Annotated in this window: 20 protein-coding genes; 9 read left to right on the top strand and 11 right to left on the bottom strand. The window is 66.3% G+C overall.

All coding sequences use genetic code 11. The features are described 5' to 3' along the window. Positions 1-104: 104 nt before the first annotated feature. A complete protein-coding gene (gene yoaA / locus BM252_RS13265; protein ID WP_093388120.1) occupies positions 105-2,084 on the bottom strand; it encodes a DNA repair helicase YoaA in 1,980 nt (659 codons plus the stop codon). A 249-nt stretch (positions 2,085-2,333) separates the two neighbouring features. Then, positions 2,334-2,534: a YdcH family protein gene (locus BM252_RS13260; protein ID WP_093388065.1), complete on the bottom strand. Its 201-nt coding sequence runs from the start codon at positions 2,532-2,534 to the stop codon at positions 2,334-2,336. 209 nt (positions 2,535-2,743) lie between these two features. Here BM252_RS13260 and BM252_RS13255 point away from each other — a divergent pair, with 209 nt between their 5' ends. Then, the gene (locus tag BM252_RS13255) at positions 2,744-3,550 is read left to right on the top strand and encodes a PP2C family protein-serine/threonine phosphatase (RefSeq protein ID WP_093388063.1); all 807 of its coding nucleotides are present in this window, start codon (positions 2,744-2,746) and stop codon (positions 3,548-3,550) included. A gap of 24 nt (positions 3,551-3,574) precedes the next feature. Here the strand turns inward: BM252_RS13255 and BM252_RS13250 are convergent, their stop codons facing one another. The 7 genes from BM252_RS13250 to BM252_RS13220 form a co-directional block, all read right to left on the bottom strand. Beyond that, positions 3,575-4,294 (bottom strand): hypothetical protein, encoded by a 720-nt coding sequence (locus BM252_RS13250; protein ID WP_139236480.1) that lies wholly within the window; start codon positions 4,292-4,294, stop codon positions 3,575-3,577. A gap of 17 nt (positions 4,295-4,311) precedes the next feature. Next, positions 4,312-5,409, bottom strand: coding sequence for a cell division protein ZapE (gene zapE / locus BM252_RS13245; protein ID WP_093388060.1), 1,098 nt, complete (start codon positions 5,407-5,409; stop codon positions 4,312-4,314). A gap of 158 nt (positions 5,410-5,567) precedes the next feature. Then, entirely contained in the window at positions 5,568-7,004 is a 1,437-nt protein-coding gene (gene lpdA, locus BM252_RS13240; protein ID WP_093388059.1) for a dihydrolipoyl dehydrogenase, read from the bottom strand. A 3-nt stretch (positions 7,005-7,007) separates the two neighbouring features. Beyond that, positions 7,008-7,361: a PspC domain-containing protein gene (locus BM252_RS13235; protein WP_093388057.1), complete on the bottom strand. Its 354-nt coding sequence runs from the start codon at positions 7,359-7,361 to the stop codon at positions 7,008-7,010. A 102-nt stretch (positions 7,362-7,463) separates the two neighbouring features. Next, positions 7,464-8,699 carry a 2-oxoglutarate dehydrogenase complex dihydrolipoyllysine-residue succinyltransferase gene (gene odhB / locus BM252_RS13230; protein WP_093388056.1) on the bottom strand — a complete coding sequence of 412 codons (1,236 nt, stop codon included), beginning with the start codon at positions 8,697-8,699 and terminating at the stop codon, positions 7,464-7,466. Positions 8,700-8,765: 66 nt separating this feature from the next. Then, positions 8,766-11,621: a 2-oxoglutarate dehydrogenase E1 component gene (locus BM252_RS13225; protein WP_093388054.1), complete on the bottom strand. Its 2,856-nt coding sequence runs from the start codon at positions 11,619-11,621 to the stop codon at positions 8,766-8,768. Positions 11,622-11,907: 286 nt separating this feature from the next. After that, the gene (locus BM252_RS13220) at positions 11,908-12,819 is read right to left on the bottom strand and encodes a LysR family transcriptional regulator (protein WP_093388053.1); all 912 of its coding nucleotides are present in this window, start codon (positions 12,817-12,819) and stop codon (positions 11,908-11,910) included. 105 nt (positions 12,820-12,924) lie between these two features. On the opposite strand from BM252_RS13220, the gene BM252_RS13215 reads away from it, so the two are divergent. Then, positions 12,925-13,809, top strand: coding sequence for an MBL fold metallo-hydrolase (locus tag BM252_RS13215; RefSeq protein WP_093388051.1), 885 nt, complete (start codon positions 12,925-12,927; stop codon positions 13,807-13,809). Between the two features lie 235 nt (positions 13,810-14,044). Here the strand turns inward: BM252_RS13215 and BM252_RS13210 are convergent, their stop codons facing one another. Next, positions 14,045-14,635 carry a GNAT family N-acetyltransferase gene (locus tag BM252_RS13210; RefSeq protein ID WP_093388050.1) on the bottom strand — a complete coding sequence of 197 codons (591 nt, stop codon included), beginning with the start codon at positions 14,633-14,635 and terminating at the stop codon, positions 14,045-14,047. A 39-nt stretch (positions 14,636-14,674) separates the two neighbouring features. Between BM252_RS13210 and BM252_RS13205 the strand changes: the two genes are divergently transcribed. The 7 genes from BM252_RS13205 to BM252_RS13175 all read left to right on the top strand — a co-directional run bounded on the left by BM252_RS13205 (position 14,675) and on the right by BM252_RS13175 (position 18,554). Continuing rightward, complete coding sequence (locus BM252_RS13205) at positions 14,675-15,010, top strand: EAL domain-containing protein (RefSeq protein WP_093388048.1); 336 nt, start codon at positions 14,675-14,677, stop codon at positions 15,008-15,010. A 119-nt stretch (positions 15,011-15,129) separates the two neighbouring features. Then, positions 15,130-15,765, top strand: a complete 636-nt coding sequence (locus BM252_RS13200) for a PI-PLC domain-containing protein (protein WP_093388047.1) — start codon at positions 15,130-15,132, stop codon at positions 15,763-15,765. Further along, positions 15,752-16,387 carry an HAD family hydrolase gene (locus tag BM252_RS13195; protein ID WP_093388045.1) on the top strand — a complete coding sequence of 212 codons (636 nt, stop codon included), beginning with the start codon at positions 15,752-15,754 and terminating at the stop codon, positions 16,385-16,387. The genes BM252_RS13200 and BM252_RS13195 overlap by 14 nt, the downstream gene beginning before the upstream one ends. Beyond that, positions 16,380-17,114 carry a glycosyltransferase family 2 protein gene (locus BM252_RS13190; protein WP_093388044.1) on the top strand — a complete coding sequence of 245 codons (735 nt, stop codon included), beginning with the start codon at positions 16,380-16,382 and terminating at the stop codon, positions 17,112-17,114. Before BM252_RS13195 ends, BM252_RS13190 begins: the two co-directional genes overlap by 8 nt. 21 nt (positions 17,115-17,135) lie before the next feature. After that, complete coding sequence (locus tag BM252_RS13185; RefSeq protein ID WP_093388042.1) at positions 17,136-17,471, top strand: nuclear transport factor 2 family protein; 336 nt, start codon at positions 17,136-17,138, stop codon at positions 17,469-17,471. 4 nt (positions 17,472-17,475) lie between these two features. Then, positions 17,476-17,802: a cupin domain-containing protein gene (locus tag BM252_RS13180; RefSeq protein WP_093388041.1), complete on the top strand. Its 327-nt coding sequence runs from the start codon at positions 17,476-17,478 to the stop codon at positions 17,800-17,802. After that, the gene (locus BM252_RS13175) at positions 17,802-18,554 is read left to right on the top strand and encodes a glycosyltransferase family 2 protein (RefSeq protein WP_093388039.1); all 753 of its coding nucleotides are present in this window, start codon (positions 17,802-17,804) and stop codon (positions 18,552-18,554) included. Before BM252_RS13180 ends, BM252_RS13175 begins: the two co-directional genes overlap by 1 nt. On the opposite strand, the gene BM252_RS13170 is transcribed toward BM252_RS13175, so the two are convergent. Next, positions 18,551-19,435 carry a hypothetical protein gene (locus BM252_RS13170; protein ID WP_139236478.1) on the bottom strand — a complete coding sequence of 295 codons (885 nt, stop codon included), beginning with the start codon at positions 19,433-19,435 and terminating at the stop codon, positions 18,551-18,553. The two genes, BM252_RS13175 and BM252_RS13170, sit on opposite strands and share 4 nt — an antisense overlap. Positions 19,436-19,486 lie beyond the last annotated feature (51 nt).

Here is a 19,486-nt window from a genome sequence, read left to right as displayed (position 1 = left end):
GCGGAAGCCGGGGTCTGACCCCATCCGGGGTCAGACCCCTTTGCTTGCGGGGTAAGGCCGGCATTCCGGTACGCCGAGAAGAACCCCAAAAATACTACCGGAAGTTACAAATCGGAATCTTTGGCGGCGGCGTTTCCGGCCGTCGTCGGCGGCAGGTTGCGGAAGAATTCCAGCACCTCGGCCTCCTCGCGCGAGCGCTTGAACGGCGGCAAGGACTGCCAGATGCGTCGTCCATACGGCTTGGAGATGACGCGCGGATCGCACAACATCAGCACGCCACGGTCGCCCTCGTCGCGGATCAGGCGGCCGGCGCCCTGCTTCAAATTGATGATCGCCTCCGGCAGGGTGTGGTGCATGAAGCCGTTCTTGCCCTGCTTTTCCATCACCTCGATGCGCGCCGCCAGCACCGGATCGTCGGGCGGGGCGAAGGGCAGCTTGTCGATGATGACCAGCGACAAGGCCTCGCCGCGCACGTCGACGCCCTCCCAGAAGCTCTGGCTGCCGATCAGCACGCCGTTGCCGGACTTGCGGAACTGGTCGAGCAGCTCGGTGCGGCCCTTGTCGCCCTGCACGAACAGCGGATACGGCAACCCGCGCTTGGCGAACTCGTCGCGCAGGCGCTCGGCCGCCCGCTTCACCGCGCGCAAGGTGGTGCAGAGCAGGAAGGTGCGGCCGCCGGCCGCCTCGATGATCGGCAGCGCCTTGTCCAGCACCACGTCGATGTAGCCCATCGAGTTCGGGTCCGGCATGTTCTGCGGCACGTAGAGGATGCCCTGCTTCTCGTAGTCGAAGGGGCTGGGCCAGCTGCGCGCCGGCTCGTCGGCCAGGCCCATCTGCTCGGCGAAGTGCTTGAAATCGTTCTTCACGGCCAGCGTCGCCGAGGTGAAGATCCAGCTGCGCGGCACGCCCTCGCGCTGGCCGTTGAAGATCGGCGCGATCGACAGCGGCGTCTTGTGCAGCTGCAGCGAGGTGGTGTAGGCCTCGACCCAGAACACCGCCTCCTCGCCCGGCGTGACGCGCGCCTTCGGGTCGAATTTCCACGCCGCCAGCTGCTGCGCCAGCTCGACGCCGCGCACGCGGCACTGCTCCAGCGTCTCGGCGCGCACCGCCTGGGTCTCGAGCACGGCGATCATGCCGTCCAGCTCGTCCTTCAAATGTTGCAGCGCCGGGAAGAAGTCGCTCGACGGCGCGATCTGCGCCAGCGACATGCGCACGATGTCCTGCGAGAAAGTCAGGCGCAGGTCGCGCGCCGCCTTCTCCACCACGGTGACCACCTTGCCCCAGTCGGCGCCGTCGCGGGCGTTGGACAGGCCCTCGGCCAGCACGTCGCGGCACAGCTCGAGCACCTGCGAGGTGGAGAAGGTGTCGCCGAAGAACAGGGTCGCCGTGTCGGGCAGCTGGTGCGCCTCGTCGAAGATGATGGTGTTGGCCGACGGCAACAACTCGGCCACGCCGGTGTCCTTCAGCGCCACGTCGGCGAAGAACAGGTGGTGGTTGACCACCACCACGTCGGCCTGCTGCGCCTCCTTGCGCGCCTTCATGACGAAGCAGTCCTGGTAGTACTGGCACTCGGCGCCCATGCAGTTGTCGCGGGTCGAGGTGACCAGGTTCCAGATCGGCGCGTTCTCCGGCACCCGCGCCAGCTCGGCCTTGTCACCCGAGCTGGTCATTTTGATGAAGCGCGAGATCTCGCGCAGGTTGCCGACGTCCTCGCGCGAAGTCATGCGGCCGTTCTGCAACGTGCGCTCGAGGTGGTAGTGGCAGACGTAGTTCGAGCGGCCCTTGAGCAAGGCAACCGAGACGGGCGCCTGCAGCGCCGCGCGCACGGTCGGAATGTCGCGCAGGAACAACTGGTCCTGCAAGTTCTTGGTGCCGGTGGAGACGATGGTCTTGCCGCCCCACATCAGCGCCGGCACCAGGTAGGCGAAGGTCTTGCCGGTGCCGGTGCCGGCCTCGGCGATCAGGGTGGTCTGCTTGGCGATGGCGTCGGCGATCGCCTTGGCCATGTCGGTCTGCGAGCGGCGCGGCCGGTAGTCGCCCACCGCCGGGCCGAGCGGGCCGCCGGCGCCGAACAGGCGTTCGATCTCGGCGTCGTGGCGGCCGGGCTCGACCCAGGGCTCGGCCGCGCCGGCCGCCCCGGCGGCGTCGGCCGCCCCGGGCGCGGCGGCGGCCGGCGGCGGCACCAGGCGCGCGCGCGGCGCGGCCGCGCCGGTGCTGGCGGCCACGGTGGTCGGAATGGGGGAAGCTGCCTGCTCGTCGGCGGGCGCCGCAGGCGTCAAGTGTTGTTCGGTCAAAATATGCTTTGGTGAGGCCGGCGGCGCGCGGGGCGCCGCTCAGGCCGGGACATCGGGCACTAGTTGCATTTTTAGCAAAGTGATATAGTCTTTCAGCTGCAATTTGCGCTTCTTCAGGCGGCGCAGTTGCAGTTGGTCGTGGTGGCCGTCGAGCGTGAGCATGTCGATGACCGCGTCCAGATCGCGGTGTTCCACGTCGAGTTCAATCAGGCGCCGCTGTATTTCTTGTGCATCAGTCATGGTTCTCAGTTTTCTGTTACAAATTGTTCAGTGCGTTCCGGACAGATACGCATACAATCATTTTGCAAATAGTTTCGCTTGGCCAACCTCTGCTTGCAACAAAACTGCTTACCGGTGCATAGTTTAATCTACGGCGGCCCTGCCGCCAACCAGATTGATACCCAGCGCGGGCCAGCGCGCGATCGAGCTCTCCAGGACACCGCGTATTTATGGCCAACTACAAGATCGAGGCCGGCACGGCCCAGCACATCGGCAACCGGACTCTACAGCAGGACCGCGTCGCCCTCTACACCGCCGCCGGCGCGCCCGGCTATGTGATGGCGCTGCTGGCCGACGCCGGCGGCGGCGGCGGCGTCATCGCGGCCGACCAGGTGCTGCTGACCGGCAAGCACCTGCTCGACGAGTTCCGCCCCGGCGAGGCGCCCGGCACGGTCCGGCTGCAAGCGCTGCTGCGCCAGATCGCCGCCGAGGCCCACCAGATCATCCGCATGAACCCGATCGCCGCCGCCAGCGAGCCGCAGGCGGCGATGGTGGTGCTGCTGCTGACGCCGCTGGGCCAGGCGCTCTGGGCCCATGTCGGCGACGCCCGCCTCTACCAATTTAGCGGCGCCCAATGCGTCCAGCGCAGCAACGACGACGCCTACGTCGCCCATTTGATCGAGGTCGACCAGCTGCCGGCCGAGGCGGCGCGCAGGCACCGCGCCACCCGCGCGCTGAGCAATGTGCTGGGCCACGGCCTGAAACCGCCCTTCGTCACCGTCGGCAGCCACCAGGGCCTGCGGCCGGGCGACAGCTTCCTGTTGTGCTCGGACGGCCTGTGGCAATACTTCGCCGACGGCGAGCTGGCCGCCGTGCTGGCGCGCAACACGCCACGGCTGGCGGCCGAATTGCTGATCAACAAGGCCATCGAACGGGCCAAGGGCAAGGGCGACAATTGCAGCATGGCCATCGTCAAGCTGGTCGCGCCGCCCGACGCCGAGGCCATCGCCGGGCAAAAGAACACCCGCGTGCCCTGAGCGGCCGGGGCGGCGCCGGCGCCGTCAGCGCTTGGCGGCCGCCGCTGCGGCGGCCTTCTTCTCGGCGGCCGCCTCCTGCTTCTGCCTGGCCGCCAGCTTGGCCGCCTTGTCCGCCTTGCGGGCGGCGACGTCGCGCTGGCGCTGCGCCGACAGCGCGGCCTTCTTCTCGAAGGCGGCGGCGTTGGCGGCCCGCTGGCCTGCGCTGGCGGCCTCCTCGGCCTGCTGGCGCCGCAGCTTGGCCTCGTAGGCCTCTTGGCGCTGCTGCAGGCTGGGCCCGGACGGCGGCGCGCGCGGCGTCTCGGCGGCGCCGACCAGCGGCACCGGTTTGGCCGGCTGCGCCAGGCGCGCGGCCTGTTCGACCTCGTCCTTGCGGATGCGCTCGGCCAGCTCCTGGTCGCGCCGTTCGACCGACTCGAGCCGCTTGAAGTGGTTGGCCTCGACCTCGACCGCGCGCAGTTCCGACAGGGCGACGCGGCGCACCTCCTTGGCCTTGTCCAGGCAACGGTTGACGAAGAACAGCGTGTAGCAGACCTGCTCCTCGGCGGCGAAGCGGGCGCGCACGGCGGCGCGGTCCTTGGCCACCTGGGCCAGGGTGGCGTCGGCCTGCTCGACCGAATGGCTTTCCGGCACGCGCGGCGCGCCGATCGGCTCCTGGCCGACGCCCTGGGCGGCGGCCGGCCCGGGCGCGGCCAGTGCCAGCGCAGTGGCCAGCGCCAGCGCCGTCGTGGTGATACGTTTCATCATGCTCATCCTTGTTTGCTTCAAGCCAGCGCGGCGGCGGCGCCGCGCTGTTCCTTGTCCATGTATTCGCGCGACTGCATCTCGACGATGCGCGAGACGGTGCGGTGGAACTCGTTCGACAACACCCCGTTGGTGTACAACTCCTCCGGCGCCACCTCGGCCGACATCAGCAGCTTCACGCCCTGGTCGTAGAAGACGTCGATCAACCAGGTGAAACGGCGCGCTTCGGACGACATCGAGGCCGACATCATCGGAATCTCGGACAATATCACGGTATGGAAGCGGCTGGCGATTTCCAGGTAGTCGTTCTGCGAACGGGGACCGCCGCACAGGGTGTTGAAATCGAACCAGATGGTGGTGCCGGCACGGCGCAGCGCGCGGATCTCGCGGCTTTCGATGCGCACGCAGGGGTCCTCGTCGGCCTGCTCGGCGATCTTGGCGTAGGCCTCGCGCAGGGCGCGGTCGGTGGCCGCGCCGAGCGGCGTGTAGTAGCAGTCGACCTGCTCCAGCGCCCGGCCGCGGTAGTCGATGCCGGCGTCGATGTTCATCACGTCGAGGCGCTCCTTGAGCAGGGCGATGGTGGGCAGGATGCGGTCGCGGTGCAGGCCGTCCGGATACAGCGTGCCCGGCTCGTAGTTGGAGGTCATGATGAAGGAGACGCCGTTGTCGAACAGCGCCTTCAACAGGTTGTACATGATCATCGCGTCGGCCACGTCGGAGATGTGGAACTCGTCGAAGCAGATCAGCCGGTATTTCTTGGCGATGCGGCGCGCCACCTCGTTGAGCGGGTCGGCCACGCCGGTCAGCTCGTCGAGCTCGCGGTGCACGCCGCGCATGAATTCGTGGAAGTGCAGCCGGGTCTTGCGCACCAGCGGCACCACCGAATAGAAGCTGTCCATCAGGAAAGACTTGCCGCGCCCCACGCCGCCCCACATGTAGACGCCGCGCGGCACGTCGGGCCGGTTGATCAGGCGTTTGAAGCTGTTCGAGCGTTGCCCCTTGTACTCGACCCACTCGTCGTAGCAGCGCTGCAGTCGCTCGACGGCACGGCCTTGCGCCTCGTCGGCCTTGAAATCGCGTTGTTCCAACGCATGCTGGTAAAACTCTTGGACGTTCATGTGGTTCAATTCTGTGCGACGACTGCGCAAAAAAAATGGCGGGCCAGGCCCGCCCTACGGCAATGATGATCGAGCGTTGACCCCGCAAACCGGATGCCGGGGTCAGACCCCGTGGGGTCTGACCCCTGTCGGCCGCTTTGCGGGGTAAGGCCGCGATCTTAGAAGTTCAAGGTGCGCTTGTCGATCGCCAGCGCGGCTTCCTTGGTCGCTTCCGACAGCGATGGGTGGGCGTGGCAGATGCGCGCGATGTCCTCGGCCGAAGCCTTGAATTCCATCGCCACGACGGCCTCGGCGATCAGCTCGGAAGCCATCGGTCCGATGATGTGCACGCCGAGGATCTCGTCGGTGGTGGCGTCGGCCAGGAACTTGACCATGCCCGAGGTGTCGCCCAGCGCGCGGGCGCGGCCGTTGGCCATGAACGGGAAGGTGCCGGCCTTGTAGGCGATACCGGCGGCTTTCAGCTGCTGCTCGGTCTGGCCGACCCAGGCGATTTCCGGCGAGGTGTAGATCACCCAAGGAATCGTGTTGAAGTTGGTGTGACCGTGCTGGCCGGCGATACGCTCGGCCACGGCAACGCCCTCTTCTTCCGCCTTGTGCGCCAGCATCGGGCCGCGCACCACATCGCCCACCGCCCACACGTTCGGCAGGTTGGTCTTGCAGTCGCCGTCGACGGCGATGAAGCCGCGCTCGTCGAGTTGCAGGCCGACCTTGTCGGCGGCCAGGCCGTTGGTGTTCGGCGTGCGGCCGATCGAGATGATCAGCTTGTCGAACACGGCGGTCTGCGCCTCGCCCTTGGCGTTCTCGTAGGCCACGGAAACGTTGTTCTTGCCCGGGGTGATCTGGCCGATCTTGCAACCGAGGTTGATGTTCAGGCCCTGCTTGGCGAACAGCTTGCCGGCTTCCTTGGCGATCTGCTCGTCGACCGCGCCGAGGAACACCGGCAGGCCTTCCAGCACGGTCACTTCGGAACCCAGGCGGCGCCACACGCTGCCCATTTCCAGACCGATGACGCCGGCGCCGATCACGCCCAGCTTGGCCGGCACGGCGTCGATCGCCAGTGCGCCGGTGTTCGACAGGATCAGTTTCTCGTCGAACGGCGCGCCCGGCAGTTCACGCGCGTTGGAACCGGTCGCCACGATGACATGCTTGGCGCTGATGGTCTCGTTGGCCGGGGCCGACACGCTCAGCGGGTAGCCTTCCGCGGTGGCGGCGCCGGCGAAGCTGGCGCGGCCGTGGAAGAAGGTCACCTTGTTCTTTTTGAACAGGAAGACGATGCCGTCGTTGTTCTGCTTGACGATGGTGTCCTTGCGCTTGAGCATCTGGCCGAGGTTCAGCTTCAGGCCGGAAACGTCGATGCCGTGGTCGGCGAAGGAGTGGCCGGCGTGCTCGTAGTGCTCGGACGATTGCAGCAGCGCCTTCGACGGGATGCAACCGACGTTGGTGCAGGTGCCGCCCAGGGCAGGGCCGCCCTTGGCGTTTTCCGCCGCGTCGACACAGGCGACCGAGAAGCCCAGCTGGGCCGCGCGGATGGCCGCGATGTAGCCGCCTGGGCCGCCACCGATGACGACGACGTCGAATTGTTTAGTTGTGCTCATTTTTTAGTTCCCAATCTGTTCTTCGTCCGGGACGAAGATCCATAACAGTATGTAAATCACCAGTCCGAAGCCGAACGACAGCGTGAACAACACGAAGATCAAGCGCCAGATCCACGACTCCATGCCCGAGGCTTGGCCGAGGCCGCCGCAGACGCCGCCCAGCCAGCGGTCGCGTTGCGAGCGGCGGAAGCGGTTGAATTCCTGCACCAGCTCGCTGCCGCCGCTGCCGCCCTCACTGCCCTTGTCCAGGGCCGGACCGTTGAGCAGGCGCGCCTTGGCCTGGGCGAATTCCGCGTCGGACAGGGCGCCGGCCTGGTTCAGTTCGTGCAAACGTTTGATTTCTTCGGAGACGCTCATGCTTGACCTCTCTGGATAGACCCGCGACCGCAAAGCCAGGGTCAGACCCTAGGGTCTGACCCTCAACGCACGGTCGCGGGTGGACGGGTGACGACGTCGAAATTACAGGTCCAGCAGCAGGCGGGCCGGATCTTCCAGCGCTTCCTTCATGGCGACCAGGCCCAGCACGGCTTCGCGGCCGTCGATGATGCGGTGGTCGTAGGACATCGCCAGGTAGTTCATCGGACGGATGACGATCTGGCCGTTTTCGACCACGGCGCGGTCCTTGGTGGCGTGCACGCCCAGGATGGCCGACTGTGGCGGGTTGATGATCGGGGTCGACAGCATCGAGCCGAAGGTGCCGCCGTTGGAGATCGAGAAGGTGCCGCCGGTCAGGTCGTCCAGGGTCAGCTTGCCTTCCTTGGCCTTGGCGCCGAATTCACCGATCTTCTTCTCGATGTCGGCGATCGACATCTGGTCGGCGTTGCGCAGGATAGGCACCACCAGGCCGCGTGGCGAACCGACGGCGATGCCGATGTCGAAGTAGCCGTGGTAGACGATGTCGTTGCCGTCGACCGAGGCGTTGATGATCGGGTATTTCTTCAGCGCGGCAACGGCGGCCTTGACGAAGAAGGACATGAAGCCCAGCTTGACGCCGTGCTCTTTCTCGAACTTGTCCTTGTACTTGTTGCGCAGTTCCATCACCGGAGCCATGTTCACTTCGTTGAACGTGGTCAGGATGGCGTTGGTCGACTGCGACTGCAGCAGGCGCTCGGCGATACGGGCGCGCAGGCGGCTCATCGGCACGCGCTCTTCCGGACGCTCGCCCAGGCTGGCGGCGCTAGGCGCGGCAACTTGCTGCAGGGCCGGCTTGGCGGCCGCTGGTGCCAGCGGTGCCGGAGCGGCGGGCTTGACCGCTACGGCGGCCAGGGCGTCGCCCTTGGTGACGCGGCCGTCTTTGCCGGAGCCGGCCACTTGCGCGGCGCTCATGTTGGCTTCCGACAGGATCTTGGCGGCGGCCGGCATGGCGACGTCGCCCTTGTTGGCGGCGGCTGGTGCGGCGGCGGCTGGCGCGGCTGGCGCGGCCGACACTTCCATCGGGCTGACCTTGGCCGAGCCTTCGGTGTCGATGATGGCGATGATTTCGCCGGCGACGACGGTAGCACCGTCGCCCTTGATGATTTGTACGATGACGCCGGCGGCCGGGGCCGGCAGTTCCAGCACCACTTTGTCGGTTTCGATGTCGATCAGGTTCTCGTCGCGGGCGACGGACTCGCCGATCTTCTTGTGCCAGGTGAGCATGGTCGCTTCGGCGACCGATTCGGACAGCTGGGGTACTTTAACTTCGATTTGTGCCATGTAAAACTCCGTGTTTGTATTGTTATCGTGGCGCCGCGTCAGCCTGGGCTGCGCGGCGCTCCATCGTTATTTGGTGAGGATGAAACCCTTGAGCTTGGAGAACGCGGTCTCCAGCAGTTCCTTCTGCTGCGCATAGTGCTTGTCGTAGTAACCGACCGCAGGCGAGGCCGAGGCCGGGCGACCGGCGTAGGCCAGGCGCTGACCAGCGTCCATGCTCTCGAAGATGTTGTGCTGGATCTGGAACCATGGGCCCTGATTCTGCGGCTCGTCCTGCGCCCAGACCACTTCGGCCAGGTTGGGGAACTTCTTCAGCTCGGCGGCGAACGACTTGTGCGGGAACGGATACAGCTGCTCGACGCGGATGATCGCCGTGTCGGTCTGGCCGCGCGTTTTGCGGGCGTTGACCAGGTCGTAGTAGACCTTGCCCGAGCAGGCGACGACGCGCTTGACCTTCTTGGCGTCGATCTTCTCGTCCACTTCGCCGATGACGGTGTGGAACACGCCCTTGGCCAGGTCGGTCAGCGGCGAACCGGCGTCCTTGTTGCGCAGCAGCGACTTCGGCGTCAGGATGACCAGCGGCTTGCGGAACTGGCGCACCATCTGGCGGCGCAGCACGTGGAAGATCTGCGATGCGCTGGTCGGCTGGACCACTTGCATGTTGTTGTCGGCGCACAGTTGCAGGAAACGCTCGGGACGGGCCGAGCTATGCTCTGGACCCTGGCCTTCGTAGCCGTGCGGCAGCATCATCACCAGGCCGCAGGCGCGGCCCCACTTCACTTCGCCGGAGCTGATGAACTGGTCGATCACCACTTGGGCGCCGTTGGCGAAGTCGCCGAACTGGGCTTCCCAGATGGTCAGGGTGTTCGGTTCGGCGCTGGCGTAGCCGTATTCGAAGGCCAGTACGGCCTCTTCCGACAACACGGAGTCGATCACGGTGAACGGTGCTTGGCTGTCCGATACGTTGCACAGCGGCACGTACGAACCGGCATCCCACTTCTCGCGGTTCTGGTCGTGCAGCACGGCATGGCGGTGCACGAAGGTGCCACGGCCGGCGTCCTGGCCGGTCAGGCGGATGGCGTAGCCGGACGAGACCAGCGAGGCGTAGGCCAGGTGTTCGCCCATGCCCCAGTCCAGGTTCATTTCGCCGCGGCCCATGGTGGCGCGGTCGCCCAGCACCTTCTCGACCAGCGAGTGGACCTTGAAGTCTTCCGGCACGGTGGTGATGCGGGTGGCCAGGCGTTTCAGCTCGGTCATCGGCACGGCGGTGTCGGCGCTGTCGGTCCACTTGCGGTTCAGGAAAGGCAGCCAGTCGACGGCGTACTTGTTCTTGAAGTTGGAAATGACCGGGTCGACCGTGTGCTTGCCGGCGTCCATGGCGTCGCGGAAGGCGGCGACCATTTTCTCGCCGCCGTCGGCGGGGATGACGCCCTGCGCCACCAGCTTGTCCGCGTACAGCTTGCGGGTGCCCGGGTGCTGGCCGATCTTCTTGTACATCAGCGGCTGGGTCAGCGCAGGGGTGTCCTGTTCGTTGTGGCCCAGTTTGCGGTAGCAGATGATGTCGAGGACGATGTCCTTCTTGAACTCCATGCGGTAGTCGAGCGCGATCTGGGTCGCCAGCACGACGGCTTCCGGATCATCGGCGTTGATGTGCAGCACCGGCGCCTCGATCATCTTGACCACGTCCGAGCAATACAGCGTCGAACGCGAGTCGCGCGGGTCGGAGGTGGTGAAACCGATCTGGTTGTTGATGACGATGTGCACCGTGCCGCCCGTGCCGTAGCCGCGGGTCTGCGCCAGGTTCAGCGTTTCCATCACAACACCCTGGCCGGCGAAGGCGGCGTCGCCGTGCACCAGAATAGGCAGCACTTGCGCGCCTTCCTTGTCGCCGCGGCGGTCCATGCGGGCCTTGACCGAACCCTCGACGACCGGGTTGACGATCTCCAGGTGGGACGGGTTGAAGGCCAGCGACAGGTGGACCGGGCCGCCCGCGGTGGAGATGTCGGAAGAGAAACCTTGGTGGTACTTGACGTCGCCGGCCGGCAGGTCGTCGCCGTGCTTGCCTTCGAACTCTTCGAACAGCTCCTGCGGCGCCTTGCCCAGGGTGTTGACCAGCACGTTCAGACGGCCACGGTGGGCCATGCCGATGACGATCTCCTGCACGCCTTTTTCGCCGGCGCGCTGGATGGTCTCGTCCATCGAGGCGATGAAGGTCTCGCCGCCTTCGAGCGAGAAGCGCTTCTGGCCGACGTATTTGGTGTGCAGATAGCGTTCCAGGCCTTCGGCCGCGGTCAGGCGGTCGAGGATGTGGATTTTTTTCTCGGGGGTGAAACTCGGGGTCGAGCGGATCGATTCCAGCTTCTCCTGCAGCCAGCGCTTTTCGGCCGGGTCGGAGATGTACATGAACTCGGCACCGATCGAACGGGTGTAGGTGTCACGCAGGAAGTTGATCAGATCGCGCAGGGTCGCGGTTTCTGGACCGAAATAGGTATTGCTGATATTGAATACGGTGTCCATGTCCGCATCGGTGAAACCGTAGAAGCTCGGCTCCAGTTCCGGGATGGTCGGACGTTCCTGGCGTTGCAGCGGGTCCAGATTGGCCCAGTGCGTGCCCAGGTAGCGGTAGGCGGCGATCAACTGGGTCGCGGCGACACGCTTGCGGCCCATTTCGGCGTCGGCGGAGGCGACCACGGTGCGGATCGGACCGGCTTTGGCGCGTTCGGCGAAGGAGGCGATGACGTTGGCGTGGGCCACGTCGGGCTTGTTGGAACCATCGACGGCCGGCACGTGCTGCATGGCGTCGAAGTAGGCGCGCCAGTTGTCTGGCACGGAACCCGGGTTGTTGAGATACGCTTCGTACAGGTCTTCCACGTACGGGGCGTTCCCACCAAACAGGTAGGAGTTGGACGAGTGTTGTTGCATCATATTGCTCACCTTTCTTCGCGCTTCGCGAGATTAGCGGGTTAATCTAACCTTCCGCGACACGGCCTGACCGGTTAGCGGATTGCACATCAAGTTGTGGGGAAGGGCTAAGTTTCGTTCAATACTTTAAATACGGTCATTCAGGGTAGCACGCGGTATTGTATCCCAACAACCAATTGCGCGAGCGGATTGCACCGATAATTGTTTTGCTCAGGCCGCCAGCAGACACGCTTTCAGCGGCAATATTGGCATGATTTCAATGAATCGTGCGCGCCCTAGCCGGCCCCCGCTAGCCGGCGCCGTGCGCCAGCCAGGTCGGATGGCCGGCGAACCAGGCCAACAGATGGTCGAGCATGGCGCGCAAGGCCGGCGGCATATGCTGGCGCGAGGTGTAGATGCCGTGGATGCCCATCTGTTGCGGCAGGTGGTCGGGCAGCAGCGCCACCAGCTTGCCGGCGGCGATCAGCGGCGCCGCCGAATACAGCGGCTGCAACGACACGCCGGCGCCCTCCACCGTCGCCGCCAGCAGCACCAAATCTTCGTTGGCCGACAGGTTGCCGCTGACCGGCACCGACAGCGTCTCGCCGCAGTAACTGAACTGCCACAAACTCTTGCCGAAGTAGGTGTAGGTCAGGCAGTTGTGGCCGGCCAAGTCCTCGGCGCGCAGCGGCGTGCCGCGCGCCGCCAGGTAGGCCGGCGCGGCGCACACCACCGAGGCGCAGTTGCCCAGCTGGCGGGCGATCAGGTTCGGTTCCAGCGCGTTGGTGATGCGCAAGGCCAGGTCGATGCGTTGCTCGACCAGGTTGACGGCGCGGTTGTTGACCTGCAGGTCGACCGAGGTGTGCGGGTAGCGCCGCAGGTACTCGCTGACGGCGCCGGCCAGCGCCGCCTGCGCCAGCGACTGCGAGCAGGTGATGCGCAGCAGGCCGCGCGGCGTGTCGGCCTCGTCGCTGGGGCCGACCTCGATGGCGTCGGCCAGCTCGAGCATGGCGCGGCAGCGCGCCAGGGTCCGCTCGCCGGCGTCGGTCAGGCTGAGCCGGCGCGTGCTGCGGTGCAGCAGGCGGGCGCCGGCCCAGTCCTCCATTTGCGCCAGGTAGCGCGTCACCATGGCGCGCGACATGTCGAGCACCTCGGCGGCGGCGATCATGCTGCCGCGCTCGGCGATGGCGACAAACACCTGGGCGGAAGTGATGCGATCCATGATTCGTCCGATCCATGCAATTAACTTGGTCGAATTATCCCCTTTTTCTATCGGATTAAGAAATTTAAGATACGTCCATCCCAACCTCATCCGAAAGAAAACATCATGTTCAAGCACACCATCCTGTCCGCCGCCCTCGCCGCCAGCACCGCCCTGGGCATGGTGCCCGCCTCGGCCGCCGCCGCTGCGCCGCTGAAGCTGGAAGTGTTCAACCCGGGCGAGGCGGCGATCTTTCCGGTCGCCTCGGTGCTGGTGAGCGGCCACAAGGACGCGGTGCTGATCGACGCCCAGTTCTCCCGCGCCGAGGCGCTGAAACTGGTCGAGCTGATCCGCGCCAGCGGCAAGCGCCTGACCACCGTCTATGTCAGCCACGGCGACCCCGACTTCTACTTCGGCCTGGACGTCATCAAGGCGGCCTTCCCCGACGCGCAGATCGTCGCCAGCGCGCACACCGTGGCGGCGATGGAGAAGAAGGCCAAGGCCAAGGTCGGCTACTGGGGTCCGATTCTGAAGGACAACGCGCCGCAGGGCATCGTCATGCCGCAGGTGTTGCAGGGCGACACCATCAAGCTGGAGGGCCAGAGCCTGAAGATCGCCAGCGAGCACGGCGTGCCGGTCGAGCGCAGCTATGTGTGGATTCCGTCGATCAAGGCGGTGGTCGGCGGCGTGGTGGTGTTCAACGAGCTGCACGTCTGGACCGCCGACACGCAAACGCCGGAGTCGCGCCAGCAGTGGCTGGCCACGCTGAAGGGCATCGAGGCGCTCAAGCCGAGCACGGTCGTGCCGGGCCATTTCAAGGTCGGCGCCCCGTTGACGGTCGACAGCATCGCCTTCACCCGCGACTACCTGTTGCGCTTCGAGCTGGAAAGCGCCAAGGCGGCCAACTCGGCCGAGCTGATCGCCACCATGAAGACGCTGTACCCGAGCGTCGGCCTGGCCGGCGCGCTCGACACCAGCGCCAAGGTCGCCAAGGGCGAGATCAAGTGGTAACTAAGCAAGTGGCAACTATGTGACAGCCGATTCGGCGCCGCGCAGCAGCGGCGCGGCTTGAACGCGCACGGGCGGCGGTTGACCAAGGTCGTTGTCGCCCGTTTTCTATGCGGACAGCCATGGCGCAGCTGCGCCGGCAAACCCCAACGGCGAGAGCGAGGGTCAGACCCTAGGGTCTGACCCTGGATTTGCGCCGTTGGGGTTTGCCGACACCACCTGCGCCTTAGCCCCCCCCTCACGCCGCCGCGGCCAGCTTTTCCTCCAGCGCCCGCTTGACGGCCGGCCATTCGGCGCCGGTGATGCTGAAGATGACGGAGTCGCGCACCCTCCCCTCGCGCATCACCATATGCTTGCGCAGCACGCCCTCCTGTTGCGCGCCGAGGCGGGCGATGGCGGCGCGCGACTTGGCGTTGAGGAAGTCGGTGAGGAACTCGACCCGGTTGCAGCCCCAGTGCTCGAAGGCGTGGCACAACATCAAATACTTCGCCTCGGTGTTGACGTGGCTGCGCTGCCAGCTCTGGCCGATGAAGGTGAAGCCGATCTCGGCGCGCAGGTGCTTGCTGTGGATCTCGCGGAAGCGGGTGCTGCCGACCACCGCGCCGCTGGCGATGTCGATGGTGGCGAAGGCCAGTTCGCGGCCGGCGGCGTAGGCCGCCTCGGCGTCGGCCAGGAAGCCGTCCAGCTGCTCGGGCGGCGGCACGAAGGTGACCGGCAGTTGCCACAGCTCGCCGTCGCCGATGGCCACGGCCAAGGCCGGCAGATGCGCCGCGCACAGCGGCTCGAGGCGCACGCGGACGCCGCCCAGGGTGGTTTTTTCGACCTTCATGCGACCTCGACAGTGATGGCAATTGCAACACTATAGCCGATGCCGGCGCGACGCGTGCACCACCGCGCCTCCCCCGGTCGGCCGCGCCGGCGCCGCCTGCCGCGCCCGCTTGCCAGCGCCGCGCCGCCTGCAAATTTAGCCCGTTCTGTCCGGGAACGAGTGGCACCGGCGCCGACGAACCCCGGAAGCGGCGACCTGGTGCGCACGCCGATCGGCATCGGCCGCTCGCTGCACCTGCCGGTGGTGGCCGAGGGCGTCGAGAGCCTGGCGCAGCAAAACTTCCTGCGCCAGAACGGCTGCGACGAAATCCAGGGCAAGCTGTTCCACGAGCCGATGAGCGAGGCCGACCTGCGCCTGCTGCTCGACGCCGACTGAGCCGCGCGCGGCCGGACGGCGCGGCCGAACGGCGTGGCGGCGCGCCCCGAAAAGAGGTCTCGCGCCGGCGCCATTACGGTACAATTGTCCGATCGCATCGATCGCAAGGCTAGGCAGGCATGAAGATCGTGGCACACCGGGGTTGCTGGAGCGCGGCGGCGCAGAAAAATTCGCCGGGCGCGTTCGAGCGCGCCCTGCGCGGCGGCTTCGGCATCGAGACCGACTTGCGCGACGCCGGCGGCGAGGTGGTCATTTCGCACGACATGCCGCGCGGCGGCGAGATGACGCTGGACGCCTTCCTGGCCCTGTGCGCGCGCCACCCCGGCGGCCGGCCGCTGGCGCTCAACATCAAGGCCGACGGCCTGCAGGCCAAGGTCGCCGCCGCGCTGGCCGCGCACCGCATCGACGACGCCTTCGTCTTCGACATGGCGCTGCCGGACGCGCTGGGCTACCTGGCGCAGGCCACCCCGGCCTACACCCGCCTCAGCGAATACGAGAGCGCGCCGGCGTTCCTGGCGCAGGCCGCCGGCATCTGGCTGGACGCCTTCCACGGCGAGTGGTACCCGGCGCAGCTGGTGGCCGACTGGCTGGCGCGCGACAAGCCGGTCTGCATCGTCTCGCCCGAACTGCACCGGCGTCCGCACCTGGCGTTGTGGCAAGGCCTGCGCGCGGCCGGACTGCAGCGCCATGCCGGCCTGAGCCTGTGCACCGACTTCCCCTCCGCCGCAAAGGAATACTTCAGTGAGCCAGATTAAAGCCGTCATCTTCGACATGGATGGCGTGCTGATCGACGCCAAGGAATGGCACTTCGAGGCGCTGAACCGCGCCTTGACACTGTTCGGCATGGCGATCAGCCGCTACGACCACCTGGTCACCTACGACGGCCTGCCGACCAAGACCAAGCTGCGCATGCTGTCGATGGAGCGCGGCCTGCCGCCGGCGCTGCACGGCTTCATCAACGAAATGAAACAGATCTACACGCTCGAAGTCATCTACGCCAAGTGCAAGCCGGTGTTCCAGCACCAGTACGCGCTGTCGCGGCTGAGGGCGCAGGGCTACCGCATGGCGGTGTGCTCGAATTCGATCCGCCAGACCATCGCCCTGATGATGGAGCGCGCCGAGCTGCTGCCCTTGCTCGACTTCTTCCTGTCCAACGAGGACGTGGTGGCGCCCAAGCCGGCGCCCGACATGTACCTGGCGGCGATCCGCCGCATGGGCCTGCAGGCGGCCGAGTGCCTGATCGTCGAGGACAACCCGAACGGCATCAAGGCGGCGCGCGACTCGGGCGCCCACGTGCTGTGCGTGACCGACGTGCGCGAGGTCAACCACGCCAACATCATGCACAGGATCGCCGAACTGGAGGCCGCCCATGCTTAACATCCTGGTGCCGCTGAGCGTGCAGTCGATGTTCTTCGAGGGCAGCGACTACCCCTTCCCCAAGCCGCTGATCGAGATCGACGGCAAGCCGATGATCCAGCACCTGCTGGAGAACCTGTCGAGCATCGGCGGCGACAAGCGCTTCATCTTCGTGCTGCGCGACGAGGATTGCAGCCGCTACCACCTCGACAGCACGGTGCGCCTGCTGGCCGGCGCCGACAGCGTCATCATCCGCCTGCTGAACCAGACCAAGGGCGCGGCCTGCAGCGCGCTGCTGGCGATCGACCACATCGGCAACGACGAGCCGCTGCTGATCGTCAACGGCGACCAGATCTTCGACCTCGACCTGGACCCGCTGCTGGCCCGCTTCCGCGCGCTGGGCAGCGACGCCGGCTGCCTGACCTTCGACTCGGTGCACCCGCGCTGGTCCTACGTGCGGCTGGAGGGCGAGCACGACATCGTCGAAACGGCCGAGAAGCACCCCATCAGCCGCCATGCCATCGCCGGCTTCTACTACTTCGCCCGCGGCGCCGACTTCGTGCTGGCGGCGCAGCATTCGATCCGCAAGGACACCTGCGTCGACGGGGTCTACTACATCGCGCCGGTGCTCAACGAACTGGTGCTGTTGAACCGCAAACTGACCGCGCTGCCGATTCCCAACGCGGCCTACCACACCTTCTACTCGCCAAAAAAGATCGAGGAATACGAGGCGCGCCTCGCGCGTTGACTCCGCCAAAGGAACCCAGACATGAGCAAACAACTGACCGAACAATACATCCGCGCCTTCGACGCCAAGGACCTGGCCGGCGTGGCCGCGCTGCTGGCCGACGACTTCGCGCTGGAGGACCCGGTGGTCAAGCGCATCGAAGGCAAGCAGCCGGCGCTGGCCGCGATCGGGGCCATCTTCGCCGGCTGCCGGGCGCTGTCCTTCCAGGCCAAGCGCGTCTACGCCGACGGCGACACCTGCTTCATCGAATTCACCCTGGACCTGGACGCCGTGCGGCTGCAGGGCGTCGACATCGTCGAATGGCGCGACGGCAAAATGCACGAGCTGCGCGCCTACCTCGACATCCCGAAAGGCTAAGCCGATGCGGACCTACAAGCTGGCCGACATGACGCGGGGCTGGTTCGTCGGCGACTTCACGCCGACTGCGCTGGCCACCGGCGCCGCCGAAGTCGGGATCAAGCACTACCGCGCCGGCGACAGCGAGGCGCGCCACTACCACAAGATCGCCCAGGAGATCACCGTGATCCAGAGCGGCCGGGTGCGCATGAACGGCGTCGAGTACGCCAGCGGCGACATCGTCGTCGTCGCGCCGCTGGAGTCGACCGACTTCGTGGCGCTGGAGGACTGCGTCACGCTGGTGGTCAAGGTGCCGGGCGCGGTGGACGACAAATACCTGGGGGAGCCCTGATGTTGAATATCGTGTTGCCGATGGCCGGCCATGGCAGCCGCTTCGCCCAGGCCGGCTATGTCGAGCCCAAGCCGCTGATCCCGCTGGGCGGCAAGAGCATGATCGAGGTGGTGGTCGACAACCTGCGCCCGGCCCAGCCGCACCGCTTCATCTTCCTGTGCCAGCGGGCCCACCTCGAGCAGTACGCGCTGGGCGCCAGGCTGGCGGCGATCGCGCCGGGCTGCGTGGTCGTGCCGGTGGCGCAGGTGACCGAGGGCGCCGCCTGCACCGTGCTGCTGGCGCGCGAACTGATCGACAACGAGCAGCCGCTGATGATCGCCAATTGCGACCAGTACATCGACGCCCGCATCGACGACTATCTGGCGCGCATGGCGGCCGAGCGGCTCGACGGCCTGATCATGACGATGACGGCGGACGATCCCAAATGGTCCTTCGTGCGCCTGGACGGCGGCGGCGCGATCGTCGAGGTGGTGGAAAAGCAGGTGGTCTCGGACGAGGCCACGGTGGGCATCTACAACTTCGCCCGCGGCAGCGACTTTGTCGCCGCCGCCGAGCAGATGATCGCCCGGGGCCTGCGCGTCAACGGCGAATTCTATGTGGCGCCGGCCTACAACGAGCTGATCGCGCGCGGCCGCAAGCTGGGCTACCACAACATCGGCCGCGACCGCGCCGGCATGTACGGCCTGGGCGTGCCGGACGACCTGCGCTTCTTCCTGGCCCACCCGCTGGGCCGGGCGCTGGCGCGGGACTAGGCGGGCGTGGCGCCGCCCTCGCCCGGCGGGCGCGCCTCCGCGCCCGACACCTCCGGCGAGATGCGCGCCACCAGGTCCTCGACCCGGGTGTCCGGATGGATCGCCATCTCGCTGTCGAACGAGTAGGTGGCGGCGTAGGTCGGATCGATGTGCTGGAAATAGCGCGGCTGGCCGCGCCACACCACCGACTCGAACAGCTCGCGGCTCATGGTCAAGATGCGGTTGATTTGGCCGGCCTGTTTCATCGCCAGGTAGGTGAAGGTGTGGTCGACGTGGGACGAGACGTGGTAGGAGGTGCCGGCCGCACTGTGCTCGTACAGGCTGTTGTAGACCGCCTCCAGCACCGCGATCTCGCCCATGACCATGAAGTCCGGCGCCGAGTACATATTGCTGACCCGCATATACTCGATCAGGATGTCCTTCGAATGGCGCGCGATGCGGGCCAGGTTGAGCACCGCGTGGCCTTGGTGCACGGTGACGTCGGCGCGCGTCTTGAAGACGACGGCCTCGTCGCCCAGCTCGCGGCGGATCAGCTGCAGGCCCTTCATCGACACGTAGTACAGCTTTTCCTTGTTGTTGGCGATGGTCTGGCCGAAGAAGGTGCTCTCGGTGTTGAGCACGTGCTGGTTGGAGATCACCAGGTAGTCGAACAAGTCGCCGTTGGCGTTCAGCCATTCGGCGTCCTCCTCCCAGCCGCTGTAGCAGATCTTGAAGCCCAGCTTGCGGAACACGTAGGCCATCGAGACGATGTTCTGCTGGCTGTTGAACAGCGCGTAGGGATCGCCGCGCTGCTGCTCGATGTAGAACTCCTGGTGCACCACCGGGTTGATGCCGCGCGATTGCACCGGGCCGTGCATCAACAACACTCTTTCCAGCGCCATGACTGCCTCGCTTCCTTCTACATGAGATGGGATCGAGTATAGCAAGGAAGC

Origin of the sequence: Rugamonas rubra (assembly GCF_900114705.1) — a bacterium.
Taxonomy (GTDB): Bacteria; Pseudomonadota; Gammaproteobacteria; order Burkholderiales; family Burkholderiaceae_D; genus Rugamonas; species Rugamonas rubra.
This window is presented reverse-complemented; position numbering and strand designations above follow the sequence as displayed.